General features: G+C 70.5%; 18 protein-coding genes and 1 tRNA gene. 9 read left to right on the top strand and 10 right to left on the bottom strand.

What is annotated here, in order from left to right:
• Positions 1-115 precede the first annotated feature (115 nt).
• Entirely contained in the window at positions 116-736 is a 621-nt protein-coding gene (locus AC5RV6_RS06685) for an alpha/beta hydrolase (protein WP_494006488.1), read from the bottom strand.
• Between the two features lie 183 nt (positions 737-919).
• Between AC5RV6_RS06685 and AC5RV6_RS06680 the strand changes: the two genes are divergently transcribed.
• From AC5RV6_RS06680 to AC5RV6_RS06665, 4 genes are all read left to right on the top strand, one after another.
• Positions 920-1,939 carry a 1-phosphofructokinase family hexose kinase gene (locus AC5RV6_RS06680; protein ID WP_494006487.1) on the top strand — a complete coding sequence of 340 codons (1,020 nt, stop codon included), beginning with the start codon at positions 920-922 and terminating at the stop codon, positions 1,937-1,939.
• Positions 1,939-4,191 (top strand): PTS fructose transporter subunit IIABC, encoded by a 2,253-nt coding sequence (locus AC5RV6_RS06675; protein WP_494006486.1) that lies wholly within the window; start codon positions 1,939-1,941, stop codon positions 4,189-4,191. The genes AC5RV6_RS06680 and AC5RV6_RS06675 overlap by 1 nt, the downstream gene beginning before the upstream one ends.
• A gap of 30 nt (positions 4,192-4,221) precedes the next feature.
• The gene (gene ptsP / locus AC5RV6_RS06670) at positions 4,222-5,925 is read left to right on the top strand and encodes a phosphoenolpyruvate--protein phosphotransferase (RefSeq protein ID WP_494006485.1); all 1,704 of its coding nucleotides are present in this window, start codon (positions 4,222-4,224) and stop codon (positions 5,923-5,925) included.
• A gap of 66 nt (positions 5,926-5,991) precedes the next feature.
• Entirely contained in the window at positions 5,992-6,270 is a 279-nt protein-coding gene (locus tag AC5RV6_RS06665; protein ID WP_494006484.1) for an HPr family phosphocarrier protein, read from the top strand.
• 176 nt (positions 6,271-6,446) lie between these two features.
• Here the strand turns inward: AC5RV6_RS06665 and AC5RV6_RS06660 are convergent, their stop codons facing one another.
• From AC5RV6_RS06660 to AC5RV6_RS06645, 4 genes are all read right to left on the bottom strand, one after another.
• Positions 6,447-7,193 carry a hypothetical protein gene (locus AC5RV6_RS06660; RefSeq protein ID WP_494006483.1) on the bottom strand — a complete coding sequence of 249 codons (747 nt, stop codon included), beginning with the start codon at positions 7,191-7,193 and terminating at the stop codon, positions 6,447-6,449.
• Positions 7,190-7,909: a hypothetical protein gene (locus tag AC5RV6_RS06655; RefSeq protein ID WP_494006482.1), complete on the bottom strand. Its 720-nt coding sequence runs from the start codon at positions 7,907-7,909 to the stop codon at positions 7,190-7,192. Before AC5RV6_RS06655 ends, AC5RV6_RS06660 begins: the two co-directional genes overlap by 4 nt.
• 145 nt (positions 7,910-8,054) lie before the next feature.
• A complete protein-coding gene (locus tag AC5RV6_RS06650) occupies positions 8,055-8,363 on the bottom strand; it encodes a GNAT family N-acetyltransferase (RefSeq protein WP_494006481.1) in 309 nt (102 codons plus the stop codon).
• Positions 8,364-8,412: 49 nt separating this feature from the next.
• The gene (locus AC5RV6_RS06645; RefSeq protein WP_494006480.1) at positions 8,413-9,003 is read right to left on the bottom strand and encodes a hypothetical protein; all 591 of its coding nucleotides are present in this window, start codon (positions 9,001-9,003) and stop codon (positions 8,413-8,415) included.
• A 210-nt stretch (positions 9,004-9,213) separates the two neighbouring features.
• Here AC5RV6_RS06645 and AC5RV6_RS06640 point away from each other — a divergent pair, with 210 nt between their 5' ends.
• Together AC5RV6_RS06640 and AC5RV6_RS06635 are read left to right on the top strand one after the other, a co-directional pair.
• Positions 9,214-10,305 (top strand): iron-containing redox enzyme family protein, encoded by a 1,092-nt coding sequence (locus tag AC5RV6_RS06640; RefSeq protein ID WP_494006639.1) that lies wholly within the window; start codon positions 9,214-9,216, stop codon positions 10,303-10,305.
• Positions 10,302-10,568: a CDGSH iron-sulfur domain-containing protein gene (locus AC5RV6_RS06635; protein WP_494006479.1), complete on the top strand. Its 267-nt coding sequence runs from the start codon at positions 10,302-10,304 to the stop codon at positions 10,566-10,568. Before AC5RV6_RS06640 ends, AC5RV6_RS06635 begins: the two co-directional genes overlap by 4 nt.
• Positions 10,569-10,639: 71 nt before the next feature.
• Here AC5RV6_RS06635 and AC5RV6_RS06630 read toward each other — a convergent pair.
• Positions 10,640-10,712, bottom strand: a tRNA-Lys gene (locus AC5RV6_RS06630).
• Between the two features lie 170 nt (positions 10,713-10,882).
• Between AC5RV6_RS06630 and AC5RV6_RS06625 the strand changes: the two genes are divergently transcribed.
• From AC5RV6_RS06625 to AC5RV6_RS06615, 3 genes are all read left to right on the top strand, one after another.
• Positions 10,883-11,527, top strand: a complete 645-nt coding sequence (locus AC5RV6_RS06625) for a hypothetical protein (protein ID WP_494006478.1) — start codon at positions 10,883-10,885, stop codon at positions 11,525-11,527.
• Positions 11,528-11,777: 250 nt separating this feature from the next.
• The gene (locus tag AC5RV6_RS06620; RefSeq protein ID WP_494006477.1) at positions 11,778-12,395 is read left to right on the top strand and encodes a DUF47 domain-containing protein; all 618 of its coding nucleotides are present in this window, start codon (positions 11,778-11,780) and stop codon (positions 12,393-12,395) included.
• Positions 12,396-13,409, top strand: a complete 1,014-nt coding sequence (locus AC5RV6_RS06615) for an inorganic phosphate transporter (RefSeq protein WP_494006476.1) — start codon at positions 12,396-12,398, stop codon at positions 13,407-13,409.
• A gap of 14 nt (positions 13,410-13,423) precedes the next feature.
• Here AC5RV6_RS06615 and pstB read toward each other — a convergent pair whose 3' ends face one another.
• The 4 genes from pstB to pstS form a co-directional block, all read right to left on the bottom strand.
• Positions 13,424-14,203, bottom strand: coding sequence for a phosphate ABC transporter ATP-binding protein PstB (gene pstB, locus AC5RV6_RS06610; RefSeq protein WP_494006475.1), 780 nt, complete (start codon positions 14,201-14,203; stop codon positions 13,424-13,426).
• 31 nt (positions 14,204-14,234) lie between these two features.
• Positions 14,235-15,338 carry a phosphate ABC transporter permease PstA gene (gene pstA, locus AC5RV6_RS06605; RefSeq protein ID WP_494006474.1) on the bottom strand — a complete coding sequence of 368 codons (1,104 nt, stop codon included), beginning with the start codon at positions 15,336-15,338 and terminating at the stop codon, positions 14,235-14,237.
• The gene (gene pstC / locus AC5RV6_RS06600; protein ID WP_494006473.1) at positions 15,338-16,273 is read right to left on the bottom strand and encodes a phosphate ABC transporter permease subunit PstC; all 936 of its coding nucleotides are present in this window, start codon (positions 16,271-16,273) and stop codon (positions 15,338-15,340) included. The genes pstA and pstC overlap by 1 nt, the downstream gene beginning before the upstream one ends.
• A 168-nt stretch (positions 16,274-16,441) precedes the next feature.
• Positions 16,442-17,560, bottom strand: coding sequence for a phosphate ABC transporter substrate-binding protein PstS (gene pstS, locus AC5RV6_RS06595; protein ID WP_494006472.1), 1,119 nt, complete (start codon positions 17,558-17,560; stop codon positions 16,442-16,444).
• Between the last annotated feature and the right edge of the window lie 196 nt (positions 17,561-17,756).

The raw sequence follows: 17,756 nt of genomic DNA, 5'->3' as shown, positions 1-17,756 counted from the left end.
GACCTGTAGGTCTCTGCTGCCCCCAACACTATTCATAAGCATGCTTAGGTTGCAAGTCAAGGGGTTTCGGAAGGTGGAATCCACGGCGGCCAAATGGGCCTGATTCCCGCTCCGGCTAGGCGAGATACCGGCGGAGGAAGACGCCGACGTCGCGCACCTCCTCGGCCCCGATCCGGTGCCCCATTCCGGGGTAGGTGCGCATGGTCAGCGCGGTGTTTGCCTCCAGCCACTGGGCGGTGTGCACCACCGCATCCTCGTGGATCATCCAGTCCCGGCGGTCCCTGCCCCAGAAGAACGGCACCGGCTCCGGGAGCGGCTCGGCCATGGCCAGCAGCTCGTTCTCCGCGACGAATCCGGAGAGCCCGACGACGGCGGTGAAGGCCCGCGGGCGCAGCCGCAGGATCGTCACGGCCATGGCCATGCCCTGGGAGAAGCCGAGCAGGCTCACCCCGGTGAACCCGCCCTCGCGGCGCAGCCGGTCGATCCTCGACAGCAGCACGGTGCCCGCCTCGATCACCTCGCCGGTATCCGACTGCAGCAGGGGATCCAGCAGGAACCACCCGTAGTCGCTGCCCACCGGGAAGGGGCCGCGCAGCGCGGCGCCCGTCACGCCGTCGGGCAGCGCCGCGAACAGGTCCCGCATCCGCTCCTCGGTGGAGCCGTAGCCGTGCAGCATGACCAGCAGGTGGGTGCCGGCGCGCCGCCCCTCGGGCGCGGACCACAGAACGGATTCCATTTCTCCAGCGTAGCGCCGTCCCATCCGGGCCCCGGCGCGGGCCCCATGCGCCGTCCCATTGCATTAGCTACGGGGGAAACCTAGAGTCGCTAAGACGCACATACCCGTGGCTTAAGGCCACAGATTGCGGGTGCGCATGAGAGTCGGACCAAGGCGGCACGCCACACCGACGGCGGTGGCCGCATGATCGTCACCCTGACCGCCAACCCCAGCCTGGACCGCACCATTGCCCTTCCCGGTCCGCTGCTTCGCGGAGCGGTACAGCGCGCCGACGCCGTCTCGGAAGAGCCGGGCGGCAAGGGCGTCAACGTCTGCCGCGCCCTGACGGCATCCGGCGCCCGGGCCCTGGCCGTCCTGCCCGGGGCGGACACCGATCCGCTCATCACCGCCCTCGCCGGCACCGGTGTCCCCTACGCGAACCTGCCGATTTACTCCGCGCTGCGGTCCAACATCACGCTGACGGAGCCGGACGGCACCACCACCAAGATCAACGAACCGGGCCCGGTCTTCACCGCCGGGGCACAGGAGCAGCTGCTGGCCCTGCTGGTCCGGGCCTGCCGCGCCGCCGACGGGCCCGCCCGATGGGCGGTGCTGGCCGGGTCCCTGCCCCCGGGGCTGCCCGCCGACTTCTACGCCCTCGCCGCCCACGCCCTGCGGGAGGCCCTGGGCCCGGACGCGCCGGCGGTCGCCGTTGACTCCTCGGGTCCCCCGCTGCGCGGAGCGCTGCTGCACCAGGGCTCCCCCGACCTGATCAAACCCAATGCGGAGGAGCTGGCGGAGGCCTCGGCCGTCGCCACCGGGGAGGAGCTGGAACAGGATCCGGCGCTGGCCGCCGCCGCCGCCCGGGTGCTCATCCGGCAGGGAGCCAAAACCGTCCTGGCGACGCTCGGCGGCAAGGGAGCCCTCCTGGTCACGGCGGAAGGCTGCTGGATGGGAGTGCACCCGCCCATCGTTCCGCGTTCGACGGTGGGCGCGGGAGATTCCGCCCTTGCCGGGTACCTTGTGGCCGCCGTCGCCGGCGCATCTCCGCAGGACTGCCTGCGCCAGGCCGTGGCCCACGGCGCTGCGGCAACCGCATTGCCCGGCACCGCCCTGCCGGCCCTCGCCGACACCACGCCCGAGGCGGTTACCGTCTCGACCATCGTCCCCGCCCCGCTGCCGCCCACCCCTGCGCCGGCCGGAACGGGACAGGAGGAGGACTGATGTCTGAACTCATCACCCCACAGCTGGTGACCCTGGACCGCAGCCTGGGCACGGACCGTGCCGAGGTCATCCGGCACCTGGCCGAACAGGTGGCCGCGGACGGCCGGGCCACCGACTTCGCCCAGCTGTACGCCGACGCCATGGCCCGGGAGCAAAAGACCGCCACCGGCGTGCCCGGCGGCATCGCCATCCCGCACTGCCGTTCCGCCGCGGTCACCCAGGCCTCCCTCGCCATGGCCCGGCTGAGCCCGCCGGTGGATTGGGGCGCCAAGGACGGGCCGGCCGACATCGTGTTCTTCATCGCCGCGCCCGAGGGCGCGGACCAGGAGCACCTGCAGCTGCTGGCCAAGCTGGCCCGCTCCCTGGTCCGCAAGGACTTCACGGCGTCCCTTCGCGCAGCTTCCAGCCCCGAGCAGGTGGTTGATCTGGTCGACGGCGCCCTCGGCCTCGGGCCGGCCGCCGACGCCGGTGCGGGTGCGGGTGCCGCCGGAGCAGCAGCAGGCGGCAGCACGGCGGCGAGCGCGGAATCCACCCCCAACGCCGGCTCGGCGGCGCCTGCCGCTGCCGGGGCCGGGGCCGGAACGGCGGATACCGCCGGGCCGACGGCGAACGCCGCCTCCGCCGCGGGTACGGCGAGCGCCGGTGCTGCCGGTGCCACCGGCGCCCACGTGGCGGGTGCCGAAACCGCTGCCGGGTCCGGCGCGGATTCGGGCGGAACCGGCTCCAGGCCGGCCCGCCTGGTCGCCGTCACCGCCTGCCCCACCGGCATCGCGCACACCTACATGGCCGCCGATGCGCTGGCCGCGGCAGCCGCGGAACAGGGCGTCGACCTGCAGGTGGAAACCCAGGGGTCCGCCGGTTCCACTCCCCTGGACCCGGCCGTCATCCGCGACGCGGACGCAGTGATCTTCGCGACCGACGTCGACGTCCGGGACAAGGGGCGGTTCGCCGGCAAGCCGGTGGTGGACGGGCCGGTCAAGCGGGGCATCGACGAGCCCGGCGTGATGATCGACGAAGCCCTCGCCGCCGCCCGGGATCCCAACGCCCGCCGGGTCTCCGGAGACGGGGGAGACAGCTCCGGCCAGCCGGAGTCGACGGCAGGCGAGAGCTTCGGCGGACAGCTGAAGCGGGCCCTGCTCACCGGCGTCAGCTACATGATTCCGTTCGTGGCAGGCGGCGGCCTGCTGATCGCCCTCGGCTTCCTGCTCGGCGGCTCCAGCGGGTGGGAGCTGGCCCTGACGACCAATGACCAGCTCCGGGCTGATGTCATCCTCTCCGACTACACCCTGTTCAACCCGCCGCCCGAAGGTGTGCTGTTTTTCCTGGGCGCGGTCTTCTACAAGATCGGCACCCTGTCGATGGGCTTCCTCGTGCCTGCGCTGGCCGGTTACATCGCGTACGCGCTGGCGGACCGGCCCGGCATTGCGCCGGGGTTCACCGTGGGTGCCGTGGCCCTGTTCATGGACGCGGGCTTCATCGGCGGCATCATCGGCGGCCTGCTGGCCGGCTACGTCGCCCGCTGGATCGGCACCTGGACGGTTCCCAACTGGCTCCGCGGGCTGATGCCCGTGGTCATCATCCCCCTGCTGGGATCGCTGATCGCCTCAGGGTTGATGATCCTGGTCCTCGGCGGGCCCATTGCCGCCCTGACGCTGTGGCTGAACGATGCCCTCAGCGGGCTGAGCGGCGCCGCGGCCATCGTCCTGGGCCTGGTCCTGGGCCTGATGATGGGCTCGGACCTCGGCGGGCCGATCAACAAGGTCGCCTACGCCTTCGCCGTCGCGGGCCTCGGCGCAGGCAGCCTCGACAACCAGGCGCCCTGGCAGATCATGGCTGCGGTGATGGCCGCCGGCATGGTGCCGCCGCTGGGCATGGCCCTGGCCTCCACCGTCCTGGCCAAGAACCGGTTCTCGCTGGCGCTGCGGGAAAACGGCAAGGCGGCGTGGCTGCTGGGCGCGGCCTTCATTTCCGAGGGTGCAATTCCATTCGCCGCAGCGGATCCGTTCCGCGTGATTCCCGCTTCCATGGCCGGGGGTGCTGTGGCCGGAGCCATCTGCATGGCCTCCGGCGTGACCAGCCAGGCCCCCCACGGCGGGATCTTCGTGTTCTTCGCGATCGGCAACGTCCTCATGTTCATCGTGGCCATCCTCGCCGGAATGGTGGTCTCCGCGCTGGTTCTTGTGGGCCTGATGCGGGTCGGCAACCGGGACCGCAGCCGGCAGCCCTCACCCGCGGCCACTGCGGCCGCGTAGGCTCTCCACTCACGACAGGAAGGCAGCTATATGCGCACCATCAAGGGAATCGGCGTCAGCGCCGGCCGGGTCCTCGGCCCCTCCCGGCGGATGCCGCCGCCGGTGCCGGAGCCGGCCGCCGACGCCCGGTTCGGTCCGGACAGCACCGTCGACGGCGAGAAGGAACGCCTGCGTGATGCCGCCGAAGCGGTACAGCAGGACCTGCGGCACCGGGCCGCCACCGCATCCGGCGATTCGAAGGCCGTCCTCGAGGCCACGGCCATGATGGCCACCGACCCGATGCTGCTCAAGGCCGCCGGCAAGCACATCAACCAGGGAATGAGCGCCGAGCGCGCCGTCTGGGAGGCCGGTATGGAGGTTGCGGCCATGCTGCAGGGCCTGGGCGGCTACATGGCCGAGCGCACGCAGGACGTACTCGATGTCCGGGCACGGATCGTCGCCCGGCTCGACGGGCTGCCGGCCCCCGGCATTCCGGACTCGGAGGTGCCGTTCATCCTCACCGCGGAGGAGCTGGCGCCGGCCGACACGGCCACCCTGGACCCGAAGAAGATCATCGGCCTGGTCACCAGCGGCGGCGGCCCCCAGTCCCACACCGCCATCCTGGCCCGCTCGCTCGGCCTGCCCGCCGTCGTCGGGGCGCTGAGCGCGGACTCCATCGCCGACGGCGCCGAGGTCTTCCTGGACGGGACGGCCGGCACCGTAGTGGTCAACCCGGGGGTCGCGGAGCGGGAGGCCGCGCAGAAGTACGCCTCGCGGGTCTCGCTGCCGCCCTTCAACGGCACCGGTGCGACGTCGGACGGCTACCGGATCCCGCTGCTGGCCAACGTCGGCTCGGGCAAGGACGCCGAGAAGGCCGCGGCCGCCGGAGCCGAGGGCGTCGGGTTGCTGCGCACCGAGTTCTGCTTCCTGGGCCGGGACACCGAGCCATCCCATGAGGAGCAGGTGCAGGCCTACGGCTCGGTCTTCGCCGCGTTCCCGGGCCGCAAGGTCGTGGTCCGCACCCTGGACGCCGGCGCCGACAAGCCGCTGCCGTTCCTGACCGATGTCAGCGAGCCGAACCCCGCCCTGGGCGTGCGCGGCTTCCGCACCGACCACGCCTTCCCGGGCGTGCTCGAACGCCAGCTGCAGGCGATCGCCGAAGCCGCCGGGATGCACGGCTCAGATGTCTGGGTGATGGCGCCGATGATCTCGACCGCCGAGGAGGCCGCCGATTTCGCTGTCATGTGCACAGCCGCAGGGCTGGCCGTGCCGGGAGTGATGATCGAAGTCCCGGCGGCTGCCGTCATGTCGGAAGCCATCCTGCGCCGGGTGCGATTCGCGTCGCTGGGCACCAATGACCTGACGCAGTACACGATGGCGGCGGACCGCCAGCTCGGCACCCTTGCCGCCCTCAACGACTCCTGGCAGCCCGCCGTCCTGCAGCTGATCTCCCGGACCGTCGACGGCGGCCGCCGGGCGGGGCAGGGCTCCGGCGACGGCGTGGAGGGCCGCCCGGTCGGGGTCTGCGGCGAGGCGGCCGCGGATCCGGCGCTGGCGGTGGTCCTGGCCGGCATGGGCGTCACCACGCTGTCCATGACGCCCCGGGCGCTGGCCACGGTTGGGGCCGTCCTGGCATCCGTGACCATCGAGGAGGCCCGTGAGCTGGCGGCGCGGGCGCTCGCCGCGGCAACCGCCACGGAGGCCAGGACCCTGGTCCGCTCCCGGCTTCCGGTGCTGGAACAGCTGGGCCTCTAGCCCGGCCGCTGCTCGATGAACTCCGCACCCCGCCGGGGCCGCGGTCCAGGGAAAGGAAGGCAGAACATGGCGGAACGAAAAGCGACCATTGCCAGCCGGGTCGGGCTGCATGCGCGCCCGGCCTCCATCTTCGCCGAGGCCGCGGCGGCACAGCCGGTGGATGTCACCATCGGGATGGACGGCGAGCCGGCGGAGGAGGCGATGGATGCCGCGAGCATGCTGGCCCTGATGAGCCTGGGCGCCTCCAACGGAGACGTGGTGGTGCTGCGGGCCGAGGGCGACGGGGCGGAGACAGCCCTGGATGAACTGGTCAAGGTCCTGGAGACGGACCTGGACGCGCAGTAGCCGGGTGCAGGGAATTCCGGCGGAAAAGCCGGAAAGTTCCGGACATGGCGAAGCCAGCGGCGGTTAGGCCGCTGGCTTCGGCTGTAACTTCACGCTGACCCCCCACAGGCAGCGGACGTTACATATTCATTATTCTGGCACACGATCATGTTAATGTGAACGCCGTTTCGAAAGTGTTATGTTTGCGGCCGCGCGGCGTTAATGGAAGCCAGCAGGTTCCGCCGGTCCCGCTGCTGCCGCCAATGCACGCCCTGGATCACCATGAGCCCCAGCGTGACTGCTATCACCGCGCAGAACGGCAGGTAGAAATTCAGGTCCCCCAGCTCCATGGGGGTCAGCCGGAGCAGCACGAAAAGGACCACTTTCAGCAGTCCGAGGGCGATGAGCCCGGCGGCGACCCTCGCCAGGCCCGGATAGCCGGGGCGGGCAACTGTCGACGTCGCGGCCGCCGCCACGCAGGCGGCAACATATCCGGGATAAAGGCGCCCCAGCGTGGCGTAAAGCTCCACGCTGAATTGATAGTCGTATCCGACCAGCCCTGTTCGGGTCTCCGGCAGGTCGCTCAGCACGAAGGTCAGGACGGTCAGCGCCCCCACGACGCCAAACACCCACCGGCCGAGGGGACCGACGACAAGGCGTCCTGCCCGGGGCGCGTCGAAGGCAACCGCCATGCGGGAGCCCAGAATCAGGAAAATGACATAGAGGCAGAATCTCAGCAGCAGATTTGCCACATTGCCGCCGCCGAGGAAGGCGTCAACCGGTTCATAGAAATTGGGCAGGCTCAGGGCCATGGCTACGGTCAGCAGCAGCAGGCACACGGTCATCGCCCGGCTCCGTCCGCGTACCGCGGCCGGGACCCGCACCACGAATCCCACGGCCGTTATCACCAAAGCGGCCCACTGCATTGCCGTGGCGGCATTCATCCGAGATTCTCCAACAGGGTCTGTTTGCGGTTTTCGTCGTGTTCCATTTTTCTCAGCGCCTTGCCCAGGACCTCCAGCCGGTCCCGGGCCAGCAGGACCAGCTCGGACGCGCTGAGCCGGAACAGCGCCTGCTCCCGGCCTTTCAGCGGCCAGCCGGCCTCGTCGGGGGTGAGCACTCCGGTGACCACCAGCCCGCTGGCCAGCGAGACGCCGGCCAGGCGGCCGGCGGCGACGGCAAGCTCCGGGCTGAGCCGGCCCGCCTGCAGCTGCGCGGACAGATTCTGCGGCGCCACCCCGGTTTCCGCCGCAAGCCGCTGGCGCAGGTCGCCGGGGTCCACGGCGTCGAACCAGGCCCGGACGGAATAGGGATGCGGATAGGCGGAGAGCTCCGGCATCCGGTCCTCACCCTCGCTGCGGGCCACCAGCACCTTCAGGATGCTGACGTAGTTGACCTGGCTGATCAGTTCCGCGTCGAGCGGCGGGCGCACGCCCGCCGCCAATCCGGAGTACTCGTCAAAGTAGGACAGCGCCTGGACCGGTTCCTGGTCGCAGGCCCGCGCCACACGGACCACCGTCGACTCCGAGACCTTTCCCCGGACCAGCTGCTGGGCGAGGGTGGAGCGTTTGATGCCGGCGAGCCGGCAGAGGTCGGCCGTGGACTCCCCGGGAGCGGCCAGCTGGCGCCAGGCGGTGAAGGCCTTTGCGCTCACGGACATGGCGCACCCCGCCCCCTGATTGGATTTATCCCCACGGCACCCAGTATAGTTGTGGCACTGGCTCCCCCTTCTGCGTTCCCCCCATATGCAGAGCGGGGAGCCAGCTCCAATTAACGCCGCGGTTCCCGACGGCGCCGTGGGGCCCTCAGGGTTCCTGCGGCCAGGAGACCAGGTGGCTGTACCCTGGATGCTTTTCGAGATACCGGGCCATATACGAGCAGTACGGCTTGATCCTGCGGCCCTGTCCGGCAATGTCCTCCACCGCGTACTGCGCCAGCTGCGAGGACCACCCCTGGTGCCGAAAGCGCGGTTCCACGACCGTATGGGTCAGCGCGACCGCACCGCCCTCCGGGACGAAGTCCGCAATGCCGGCCAGCTCACCGTCCACCCGCAGCTCGTATCGGTCCAGCTCATCATTGCGCCGCACCTGCACATCTGCCCGCCTGTGTTCCATGGACAGAGCCTGCCACCGGCGGGCGGTTTTGGCCATAGCCCGACGCCGCTCACCCGCGCCCGGCGTCGCCGTCCAGCCGCCGCCACGCCGTTTCCAGGGCCTCGACGGCCCGGGCGTACGAGGGCTGGTCGGAGGCCTCCTCAAGGGCCCGGCCCCGGGCCCCCTCCGCCTCCCTCATGGCGCGGATGAGCGAGCTGGTCAGCGGTTGGGAGACATCGCTGAGGCCGGGCCGCTCCAGGGCCTTGAAGGGATCCAGTTCGTAGCTGCGCCACTGCTCCAGCACCAGCTCGTGCCGTTCCACTAGCGAGTCCAGCCGCCGCCGCTGCAGCCGGCGGCTCCTCTGTGCCAGCAGCGCGCGCCGTCGCCGGTGGGTCCACCAGGCGGCGCCTCCGGCCGAAGCCAGCAGGACCGCGCCGGCCAGCGGGGCGAGCTGCGGCAGGACCAGGGCCGCCCAGACCGCGCCCAGCACCATGCCCAGGGCACCGGTGAGCACCACCCAGAAAAGTCGTTCGGTGTCTTCGGCCTCGTCGTCGCCCGTGCGTCGAAGCGAGGCGTCGGCCAGCCAGGCGGTGCCGCCGGCCGCGCCGCCCATCAGTACCAGGGCGGCAATGAACTGCAGCCACTCTCCCGGGCCCGTCATCGCCTGGCTTCCTTTCCGCCGGTGCCTGCGGCCGGGGCGTCCCCGCGCTCCGGCCTGCCTCCATTTCATGCCGTTCGGCGCCGCTTGGCAACGTCCCCTGGCCGCGCCCGCGCGCCGCGCCGAACCAAGTATGCTGATTGTTCCCAGCGGTGCCGCCACGGCCCGCCGCCCCGACCCCGGCTGCGCCGGAGCTGAGGATAGACCATGACGATGCCCATGCCGCAGGCCCGCGGGCCGCTGAGCGCCGCCCTGCTGGATGCCCTGGGAACCCTGGACACCGCCTGCGACGACCGCACTGCGGATCTGCTCGCCCTGGCGGAGCGCCGGATTGAAGCCGGCACCGACGTGCTTCGGGACAACGACCTGCAGCTGAGCCTGTACTGCCTCTACGAGCTGTACTACGGCGGGCTGCCCGGCGTGCCGGCCGACGCCGAGTGGCATCCGGAGCTGATCCGGCTGCGGAGCGTGCTGGAGACGGCCTTCGAAACGGCCCTGCGCGCCGCGGTGACCCTTCCCGACCTTCCGGAGCCGACGGCGGCGGCGGTATCGGAGCTGCTCTTCGCCCTGGCTGCTGAGGACGACGGGCCCTCCGTGTCCCGCTTCATCGGCCAAAAGGCCACCCTGGACCAGCTCCGCGAGTTCCTGATGCTGCGCTCCATCTACCAGCTGAGGGAGGCCGATCCGCACAGCTGGGCGATACCGCGCCTGCCGGTAGGCCGGGCCAAGGCGGCCCTGGTGGAGATCCAGGCGGATGAGTACGGCGGCGGCCGGGCGGACCAAATGCACTCGCACCTGTTCGCCGTGACCATGGACGGCCTGGGCCTGGACAGCTCGTACGGCGGCTACCTGGACCGGGCCCCGGCCCTGGTGCTGGCCGCCAACAACGCCATGAGCCTGTTCGGACTGAACCGCCGGCTGCGCGGCGCGGTGGCCGGGCATCTGGCCGCCTTCGAGATGACCTCGTCGATCCCGAACTCCTTCTACGCCCGCGGCTTCCGCCGGCACGGGTTCGACGGCGCCGTCGTGCACTATTTCGATGAGCATGTGGAAGCCGACGCCGTGCATGAACAGATTGCCGCACGCGACCTGGCCGGCGGGCTGGTGGAAGCCGAGCCCGAGCTGCTGGCCGACGTCGTCTTCGGCGCCTGCACCGTGCTGGCCCTGGACGCACTGGCCGGCCGGGAACAGCTCGAGGCGTGGAAGGAAGGGCGGTCCGCACTCTATTTCCCGGAGGCTGCCGGTTCCGGAGCCGCCGGCGCCGCGCTCGACGCCGCTGCCCTGGCCGAAGGAGTGCCCGCATGAGCCGGGACGACCAGACCGACGGCGCAGCCGCCTCGATTGTTGCCTATCCCAACGGACCGCTGCTGGTGCGGGGGAACTTCGAGATCGTCACTCCCGAAGGGGAACCGGTGCCGCGGGACCGGGAAACGGTCGCCCTGTGCCGCTGCGGCGGATCGGCCATCAAGCCCTTCTGCGACGGCCGGCACAAGCTGTTGAACTTCGACACGGAATCCACGGCGAAGGCACCCACCCCGCGCACCCTTCCCGGCGGCACCGGCGGCTGAGCCGCCCCCGCTCCTCCCTGGACAGCAAAAAAGTGCCCCCGGAACCAACGGCTCCGGGGGCACTTTGACGGTAGGCCCTGTGGGGATCGAACCCACGACCCGCGGATTAAAAGTCCGCTGCTCTACCAACTGAGCTAAAGGCCCGCCACCGATCCGGACGCCGGCTCCGAAGGGCCGGCACGAATCAGCGTTTTTACTTTATCCCACCGGAACCCGGCGCGGGAAAACCCAGCCGCCCGCCGTCGGCGGCGTCACGGCCCGGGGACCCCGGATCCGCCTCGATCCGGTGCCGCCGGCGGGAGTATTCTCGAAGCATGAGCGAGTCCTCATCCCAACCTCCCCGCCCTCACAAGCCCAAGCCGTTCACTCCGCAGGACTTTGCGAACTTCGCCGGCGGCGCCGATCCGGCCCGGGTCTCCGAGGCCGCACACCTGGCCGCCCAGGCCCTGGTCCATCACGGCCGACGCGCCGACGACCCGGAGATCACCCGGCGCCTGGTCGAACTGGCCGACCGCCAGGGCCTGGAATCCATCGCAGAGCTGTGGGCCGAAAGCCCGGCCCGGTCCCTTCCCGGCGCCCTGTGGCGCCTGTATGCGCTCCGCGCCGCCGTCCAGCAGGATCCTGAGCGGGTGGCCGCGTACTACGCCGCCGGCAAGGACGTCGCCCAGGTGTCCAAGGTGGTCGCCGGGGTGGCCGAGCCGCTCGGCGCCTCGGAGGTGCGCGGCATGGCCGACACCATCCTCTCGGGCGCCTTCCAGGGCGACTTCGACGTGGCCCTGGAACGGTTCGCCGCGTTCTGCCGGGTGGTGGCCCTCGGGCAGACCCACCACGCCGACGACGCCGAGGCCGCCAACGGCGGGCGCGCCACCGCACTGACGCGCAACGCCCGGCAGCTGGTCCGCACGGCCGAGGACCTCGAGGCATCCGCCCGCGCCTGGCGGCGCGGAGAACTGGACTGAGGCCGCTGCTGTGAGACCCGCCACCGGGCCCGGCATCCGTGTTGACATCATTCGCGGCGAGTAGAAGACTGAAACTGGTGTCGAACCGTGGAACCCCCGGGCTTCAACCTTTAGCCGCTACGAGCGGCCTTCCGCCGAGAGGCGCTCCCGGTTCGGCACCATTACTCTGTCCGGGGCCGGCCGCGGCCGCCCCGCCCAAAGCATCCGATATTCTTCTGGATGTGATGATCACCGAGCCTCGTCCGGCGTCGTGAAGCTCCGCCTGTTCCCCCAGGACACCGCCGGCCTGGACCTGCTGTCCCGGACCGCCGGGCAGCTGCTGGACGGTACGGCCGTGCTGGCCGAAATGCTGGGTGCGGACCCCGACGGATTCGACCGGCTGGTCGAAGACATGCACCGGATCGAAGCCGAAGCCACCGATCTGCACTTCGCCCTGATGACGCAGATGCGCACCAGCTTCATCAATCCCCTCCCCCGCGAAGACCTGTACGAGCTGTCCCTGCTGCTGCTCACCGCCGTCGAGCGCCTGGACGGAGCAGCGGAGATCATCGGCCTGTACCGGCCCGCCAAGCTCTCCCGCCGTGCCGCCGAGGTGCTGGAGGTGATCAACCGCCAGTCCGAGCTGACCGTGGCCGCCATGCGGCGCCTGGCGTCGCTGCAGGACCTGGAGGAGTACTGGATCGAGATGCTGCGCCTGACCAAGCGGGCCGAACGCACGCACCGCATGTGGGTGGCTGAGATGCTGCAGGACCTCAAGCCCGCCGCGTACGCCCGCCACCGCGACCTGGCCGACCAGCTGGCCTCGGTGGTGTCCGGACTGCGCTCCACCGCCACGTACGTCGGCGGCGTGCTGGTGCGTGAATCGTAGGTGACCACCGTCCTGCTGGGCGCCACCGTGCTCATCGCCGGGGCCTACGCCTTCATCAACGGCTTCCATGACGTCTCCAATTCGGTGGCCACGTCGGTGCGCACCCGTGCGCTGACCCCGCGGATCGCCGCCGGCCTGGCCGCCGGGTTCAACCTGGCGGGCAGCCTGCTCAGCACCGCCCTCGCCGTCGCGCTGACGGTCCGGTTCGTGGAACTGCCCGCGGGCGCCGGCGGGCTCGGGATCCTGCTGGCGGGCCTGCTGGCGGCCTGCGGCTGGGGGCTGTGGACCTGGTGGCGGCGCGTTCCCTCCTCCTCGACCCATGCCCTCGTCGGCGGCATCGTGGGCTCCGGAGCTGCGGCCACCCTGGTCGGCGGCGAGAACATCGCCGGTTCGGCCCGGGTGATCTGGGAACAGATCGCCCTGCCCCTGCTGCTGTCCCCGCTGATCGCCTTCGCCCTGGCCTACCTGCTGGTCTTTCCCGCCAGCTGGCTGATGCGCTACAGCTCCCCGCGGCGGGGCGACGCCGGCAACCGGATGGCGCAGTCGGTGTTCACCTCCGCCTTCGCCCTGGGCCACGGGCTGCAGGACGGGCAGCGGACCATGGCCGTGATCGTGCTGGCCCTGGCCGCCGCGGGCACCGCCGACACGGCGGCCATCCCGCTCTGGGTGCAGATCTTCGCAGGCACCGCGCTGGCCGCCGGCACCCTGCTCGGTTCCTGGCGGCTGACGCACACGCTGGGCTACAACCTGGTCCGCGTGGATCCGCTGCGCGGCATGAGCGCGCAGGCGGTCAGCTCAAGCATGCTGTTCCTCGGCGGCCTCTGGCTGCACATGCCGCTGTCCAGCACGCAGCTGATGACCAGCGCGATCGTGGGCGCCGGCGTCAACCAGCGCTTTTCCACGCTGCGCCGGTCCGTGCTCCGCGAAATCCTGGCAACCTGGCTGGTCACTGCGCCGGCCGCGGCGGTGCTGGGCGGCATCCTGTTCCTCGCCCTGTCTCCCCTGCTGGGCTGAGGAACGCCCCGGGCCTATCCGAAGCGGCCGGAGACGTAGTCCTCGGTGGCCTTCTGGGACGGGGTGCTGAAGATCGTGGCGGTGTCGTCGTACTCGATCAGCTTGCCGGGCTTGCCGGTACCGGCAATGTTGAAGAACGCCGTCTTGTCCGACACCCGGGCGGCCTGCTGCATGTTGTGCGTGACGATGACCACGGTGTACTCGCTCTTGAGCTCCTCGATGAGGTCCTCGATGGCGAGCGTGGAGATCGGATCCAGCGCCGAGCAGGGCTCGTCCATGAGGATCACCTCGGGCGAGACCGCGATGGCGCGGGCAATGCACAGGCGCTGCTGCTGGCCGCCGGAGAGGCCCGAGCCGGGCTTGTCCAGCCGGTCCTTGACCTCGCGCCACAGGTTCGCGCCCTGCAGCGACTTCTCCACCAGGTCATCCGCGTCGGACTTCGAGATGCGCTTGTTGTTCAGCTTCACCCCGGCCAGCACGTTGTCGCGGATCGACATGGTGGGGAACGGGTTGGGCCGCTGGAACACCATGCCGACGTGGGTGCGGACGGTGACCGGATCCACGCCCGGGCCGTAGAGATTCTCTCCGTCCAGCAGCACCTCACCCTCGACGCGGGCGCCGGGAAGCACCTCGTGCATCCGGTTCAGGGTGCGCAGGAAGGTGGACTTGCCGCAGCCGGAGGGGCCGATGAAGGCGGTGACGGACCGGGCCTCGATGTTGATGTTCACGTCCTCCACGGCGAGGAAGTCACCGTAGTAGACGTTGAGGTCCTTGACATCGATTCGCTTGGACACTGTGGTTCCTTTTCTCTGCAGGTCCCGGCGCCTAGCGCCCGGCCTTCGGGGCGAAAATGCGCGCGATCAGGCGGGCGGCGAGGTTCAGCAGCATCACCGTGAGGATCAGCAGCAGCGCCGCAGCCCAGGCCCGCTGGGTGCTGGGGTCGGTGTTGGTCGGCGAGGTGGGGCTCATCAGCTGCCGGTAGATGAAGGTCGGCAGCGTGGTCATCCAGCCGGAGAACGCGTTGAAGTTGATGGTGTTGACGAAGCCGGCGGTGACCAGCAGGGGCGCGGTCTCGCCGATGATGCGGGCAATCGCGAGGGTGACGCCGGAGGCGATGCCGGAGATCGCCGTCGGGATGACCACCTTCACGATGGTGCGCCATTTGCGCACGCCCAGGGCGTAGGAGGCCTCACGCAGCTCGTTCGGCACGATCTTGAGCATCTCCTCGGTGGAGCGGACCACCACCGGGATCATCAGCACGGACAGCGCGACGGCGGCCACGATGCCCATGCGGGCGCCGGGGCCGAGGATCAGGCCGAAGAACGCGGCGGCGAACAGGCCGGCGACGATCGAGGGGATGCCGGTCATCACGTCCACGAAGAAGGTGATGGCCCGGGACAGGGGCCCGCCGCTGCTGTATTCAACCAGGTAGACCGCTGCGAGCAGGCCCACAGGAACGGAGATCAGGGTGGCCCAGAAGGTGATCTGGAGGGTGCCGACGATGGCGTGGTAGGCGCCGCCGAGGACGGGACCGCCGGTCTCCACGGTGTTGTTGTCCACCGAGCCGGTCATGCCGCCCATCGAGGTGAGCAGGAAGTCCGGGGACAGGCCGGGCAGGCCGCGGGCCAGCACCGTCCAGATCACCGAGACCAGCGGCACCAGGGCCACGATGAACGCCCCGTAGATCAGGTAGGTGGCGAGGCGGTCGACGGCCTTGCGCCGGCCTTCGACCATCCCGGTCACCGCGGTGGCGCCGAGGACGAACAGGACGGCGGAGAGGATCGCGAAGGACGCGATGCTGAAGCCGATCAGGGCGGACAGTGCCGCCCCCAGCACGATCGCGGCGCCGAGCACCACCCAGACGGCATAACCCGGCAGCCGGTTCTTGGACAGCAGCGCGGCCGGTCGGTTCAGGACGGTCTGGCTCATCAGTTGGCTCCGGAGAATTCTTTGTGGCGGGCAATGATCCAGCGGGCGACCATGTTCACCGCGAGGGTGATCAGGAACAGCACCAGGCCGGCGGCGATCAGCTCCGAGAGGCGCAGGCCGTAGGCCTCGGGGAAGTTCAGGGCGATCTCGGCGGCGATGGTCTGGTTGCCCGGCCGGATCAGGCTGGCGATGAGGCCGCCGGAGGACAGGACCAGGGCGACGGCCATGGTCTCGCCCAGGGCGCGGCCCAGGCCGAGCATGACGGCGCTGATGATGCCGGGGCGGGCGAAGGGGAAGACCGCCATCCGGATCATCTCCCAGCGCGTGGCGCCCATGGCCAGGGCGGCCTCCTCATGCAGCTTGGGGGTCTGCAGGAAGATCTCGCGGGACAGCGAGGTGATGATCGGCAGCACCATGACGGACAGGACGATGCCCGCGGTCAGCATGGTCTTGCCCGTCTGGCTCGCCGGTCCGGTGAACAGCGGAATCCAGCCGGCGTTCTCGGCCAGCCAGTTGTACGGACCCACCAACGCGGGGGCGAGCACCAGCATGCCCCAGGCTCCGTAGACCACCGACGGAATCGCCGCCAGCAGGTCCACCAGGTAGCCCAGGCCCTGCGAGAGGCGCCGCGGCGCGTAGTGGCTGATGAACAGGGCTACGCCCAGGCCCACCGGGGTGGCGATGACCAGGGCGATGAACGCCGCGATGACGGTGCCCACCACCAGCGGCAGGATGTAGCTGAGGAACCCGTGTCCGCCGGTGATGTCCTCGCCCGGTGCGCTGAACGTCGGCAGCGCCTGCCAGAGCAGGAAGACGGCGACGGCAAAGAGGACCAGGAGGATCAGGCAGCCGGCGAAGAGGGTGGCCCCGGAGAAGACTCTGTCTCCGGCCCGGCCGGCGCTGTCATTGGCGCCCTTGAGGGACTTGCTGGTCACTGAATTACCCTTCAACAAACTTGTCGGCGAACGTAACGGATCTGGTGTTCGGGACTTCGCCGGTGGCCACTTTTACCTTACCGAAGTCGGGAGGCGGACTGTCCCGCCGCAGGCCTCCCCCGCTCCGGGAAACCGGATCGGGGGAGGCCCCGGCTGTGACGGAATCCGCTAGGACGCGGCCCGGATGGAGTCGATGGCGGTCTCCGCCTGTTCCCGGAGGTTCTCGGAGAGCGGAGCGTTGCCCGCGGCGTCGGCCGCCGCCGACTGGCCCTCCTCGCTGATCACGTAGTGGCCGAAGGCCTTCACCAGGTCCGCGGCCTCCCGGTTTTCGTAGCTGGTGCAGAAGACATGGTAGGAGACCAGGACCAGCGGGTAGGCGCCGGCCTCAGTGGTGGTCCGGTCCAGCTGCATCGCCATATCGGCCTCCGGCCGGTTCTCCCCCTCGACCGGTGAGGATGCCTCCACGGCCCTGGCGGCGGCGTCGGCGCTGTAGGCGACGTAGTCCGCGCCGACCTCCAGGGCGACCGTGCCCAGCCCGCCGACGGCGGACGCGTCGGCGTAGGTGATGGCGCCCTCCGTGCCGGACGCGGCGGAGACGACGCCGCTGGTGCCCTGGCCGTTCTCGAAGCCGTCGAGCGCCTCGGGCCACTCGCCGTCGGGCTCATCGGTCCAGACCTCGGGGGCGGCGGCGGCAAGGTACTCAGTGAAGTTGGTCGTGGTCCCCGAGTCATCGGCACGGTGCACCACGGTGATCGGAGTGTCCGGCAGTTCGGTGCCCTCGTTGTGGGCGGCGATCGCCGGATCGTTCCAGGCGGTGATCCCGCCGCGGAAGATGGAGGCGAGGGTGGCCGCGTCCAGGTTCAGGGTCTCGACGCCGGGCAGGTTGAAGGCCACGGCGATCGGGGAGATGTAGGCGGGGACGTGGAGGGCGCCGTCGGGCCCGCAGGTCTCCAGGGCGGCGGCCGCCTCCTCATCGTCAAGGTACGCGTCGGATCCGGCGAACTGCACGCCGCCGGCCAGCAGGGCGTCCCGCCCGGCGCCGGAGCCGTCCGGCGAGTACTGCACGGACGCCCCGGGGTGGGCCGCGGCGAACCCGGCGATCCAGGCCTGCATGGCCGAGTCCTGCGACGATGCGCCGGCCCCGGAGAGGGTGCCGGTGATGGTGCTGGTGCTGTCGCCGGCGGTGTTGCCCGCCGCCGGGGCGGCGCTGTCGCTGCCGCACGCCGCCAAACCAAATGCGGCCACCGAGAGGACGGCCGCGGTACGGCCGAAACGCATTGCTTTCACTTCTGTCCCTTTCAGGGGATGGATGCCATGTGGCCGGTCCGGCGCCGGTGGACCCTTTGTGTCCGGGGAGGGATTCCCCATGAACGAGACTGCACCCCGAAGGTGAACGGCAGGTGAACTGCCGGGGAGCGGCCGGGGAAGTTTCGGTGTCCGGCACGCGCCCGGCGCTGCAGGCCGTCACAGAGCGGAGGAACCC

It is taken from the genome of Arthrobacter saudimassiliensis, assembly GCF_059090665.1.
This window is presented reverse-complemented; position numbering and strand designations above follow the sequence as displayed.

Excerpts from the sequence above, each read along its gene's own strand:
- AC5RV6_RS06675 (WP_494006486.1), top strand. The coding sequence starts at position 1,939 with ATGTCTGAACTCATCACCCCACAGCTGGTGACCCTGGACCGCAGCCTG.
- AC5RV6_RS06625 (WP_494006478.1), top strand. The coding sequence starts at position 10,883 with ATGAGCGAGTCCTCATCCCAACCTCCCCGCCCTCACAAGCCCAAGCCG.
- AC5RV6_RS06665 (WP_494006484.1), top strand. The coding sequence starts at position 5,992 with ATGGCGGAACGAAAAGCGACCATTGCCAGCCGGGTCGGGCTGCATGCG.
- AC5RV6_RS06660 (WP_494006483.1), bottom strand. The coding sequence starts at position 7,193 with ATGAATGCCGCCACGGCAATGCAGTGGGCCGCTTTGGTGATAACGGCC.
- ptsP (WP_494006485.1), top strand. The coding sequence starts at position 4,222 with ATGCGCACCATCAAGGGAATCGGCGTCAGCGCCGGCCGGGTCCTCGGC.
- AC5RV6_RS06680 (WP_494006487.1), top strand. The coding sequence starts at position 920 with ATGATCGTCACCCTGACCGCCAACCCCAGCCTGGACCGCACCATTGCC.
- AC5RV6_RS06640 (WP_494006639.1), top strand. The coding sequence starts at position 9,214 with ATGCCCATGCCGCAGGCCCGCGGGCCGCTGAGCGCCGCCCTGCTGGAT.
- AC5RV6_RS06635 (WP_494006479.1), top strand. The coding sequence starts at position 10,302 with ATGAGCCGGGACGACCAGACCGACGGCGCAGCCGCCTCGATTGTTGCC.
- AC5RV6_RS06655 (WP_494006482.1), bottom strand. The coding sequence starts at position 7,909 with ATGTCCGTGAGCGCAAAGGCCTTCACCGCCTGGCGCCAGCTGGCCGCT.
- pstA (WP_494006474.1), bottom strand. The coding sequence starts at position 15,338 with ATGAGCCAGACCGTCCTGAACCGACCGGCCGCGCTGCTGTCCAAGAAC.
- AC5RV6_RS06650 (WP_494006481.1), bottom strand. The coding sequence starts at position 8,363 with ATGGAACACAGGCGGGCAGATGTGCAGGTGCGGCGCAATGATGAGCTG.
- AC5RV6_RS06645 (WP_494006480.1), bottom strand. The coding sequence starts at position 9,003 with ATGACGGGCCCGGGAGAGTGGCTGCAGTTCATTGCCGCCCTGGTACTG.
- AC5RV6_RS06685 (WP_494006488.1), bottom strand. The coding sequence starts at position 736 with ATGGAATCCGTTCTGTGGTCCGCGCCCGAGGGGCGGCGCGCCGGCACC.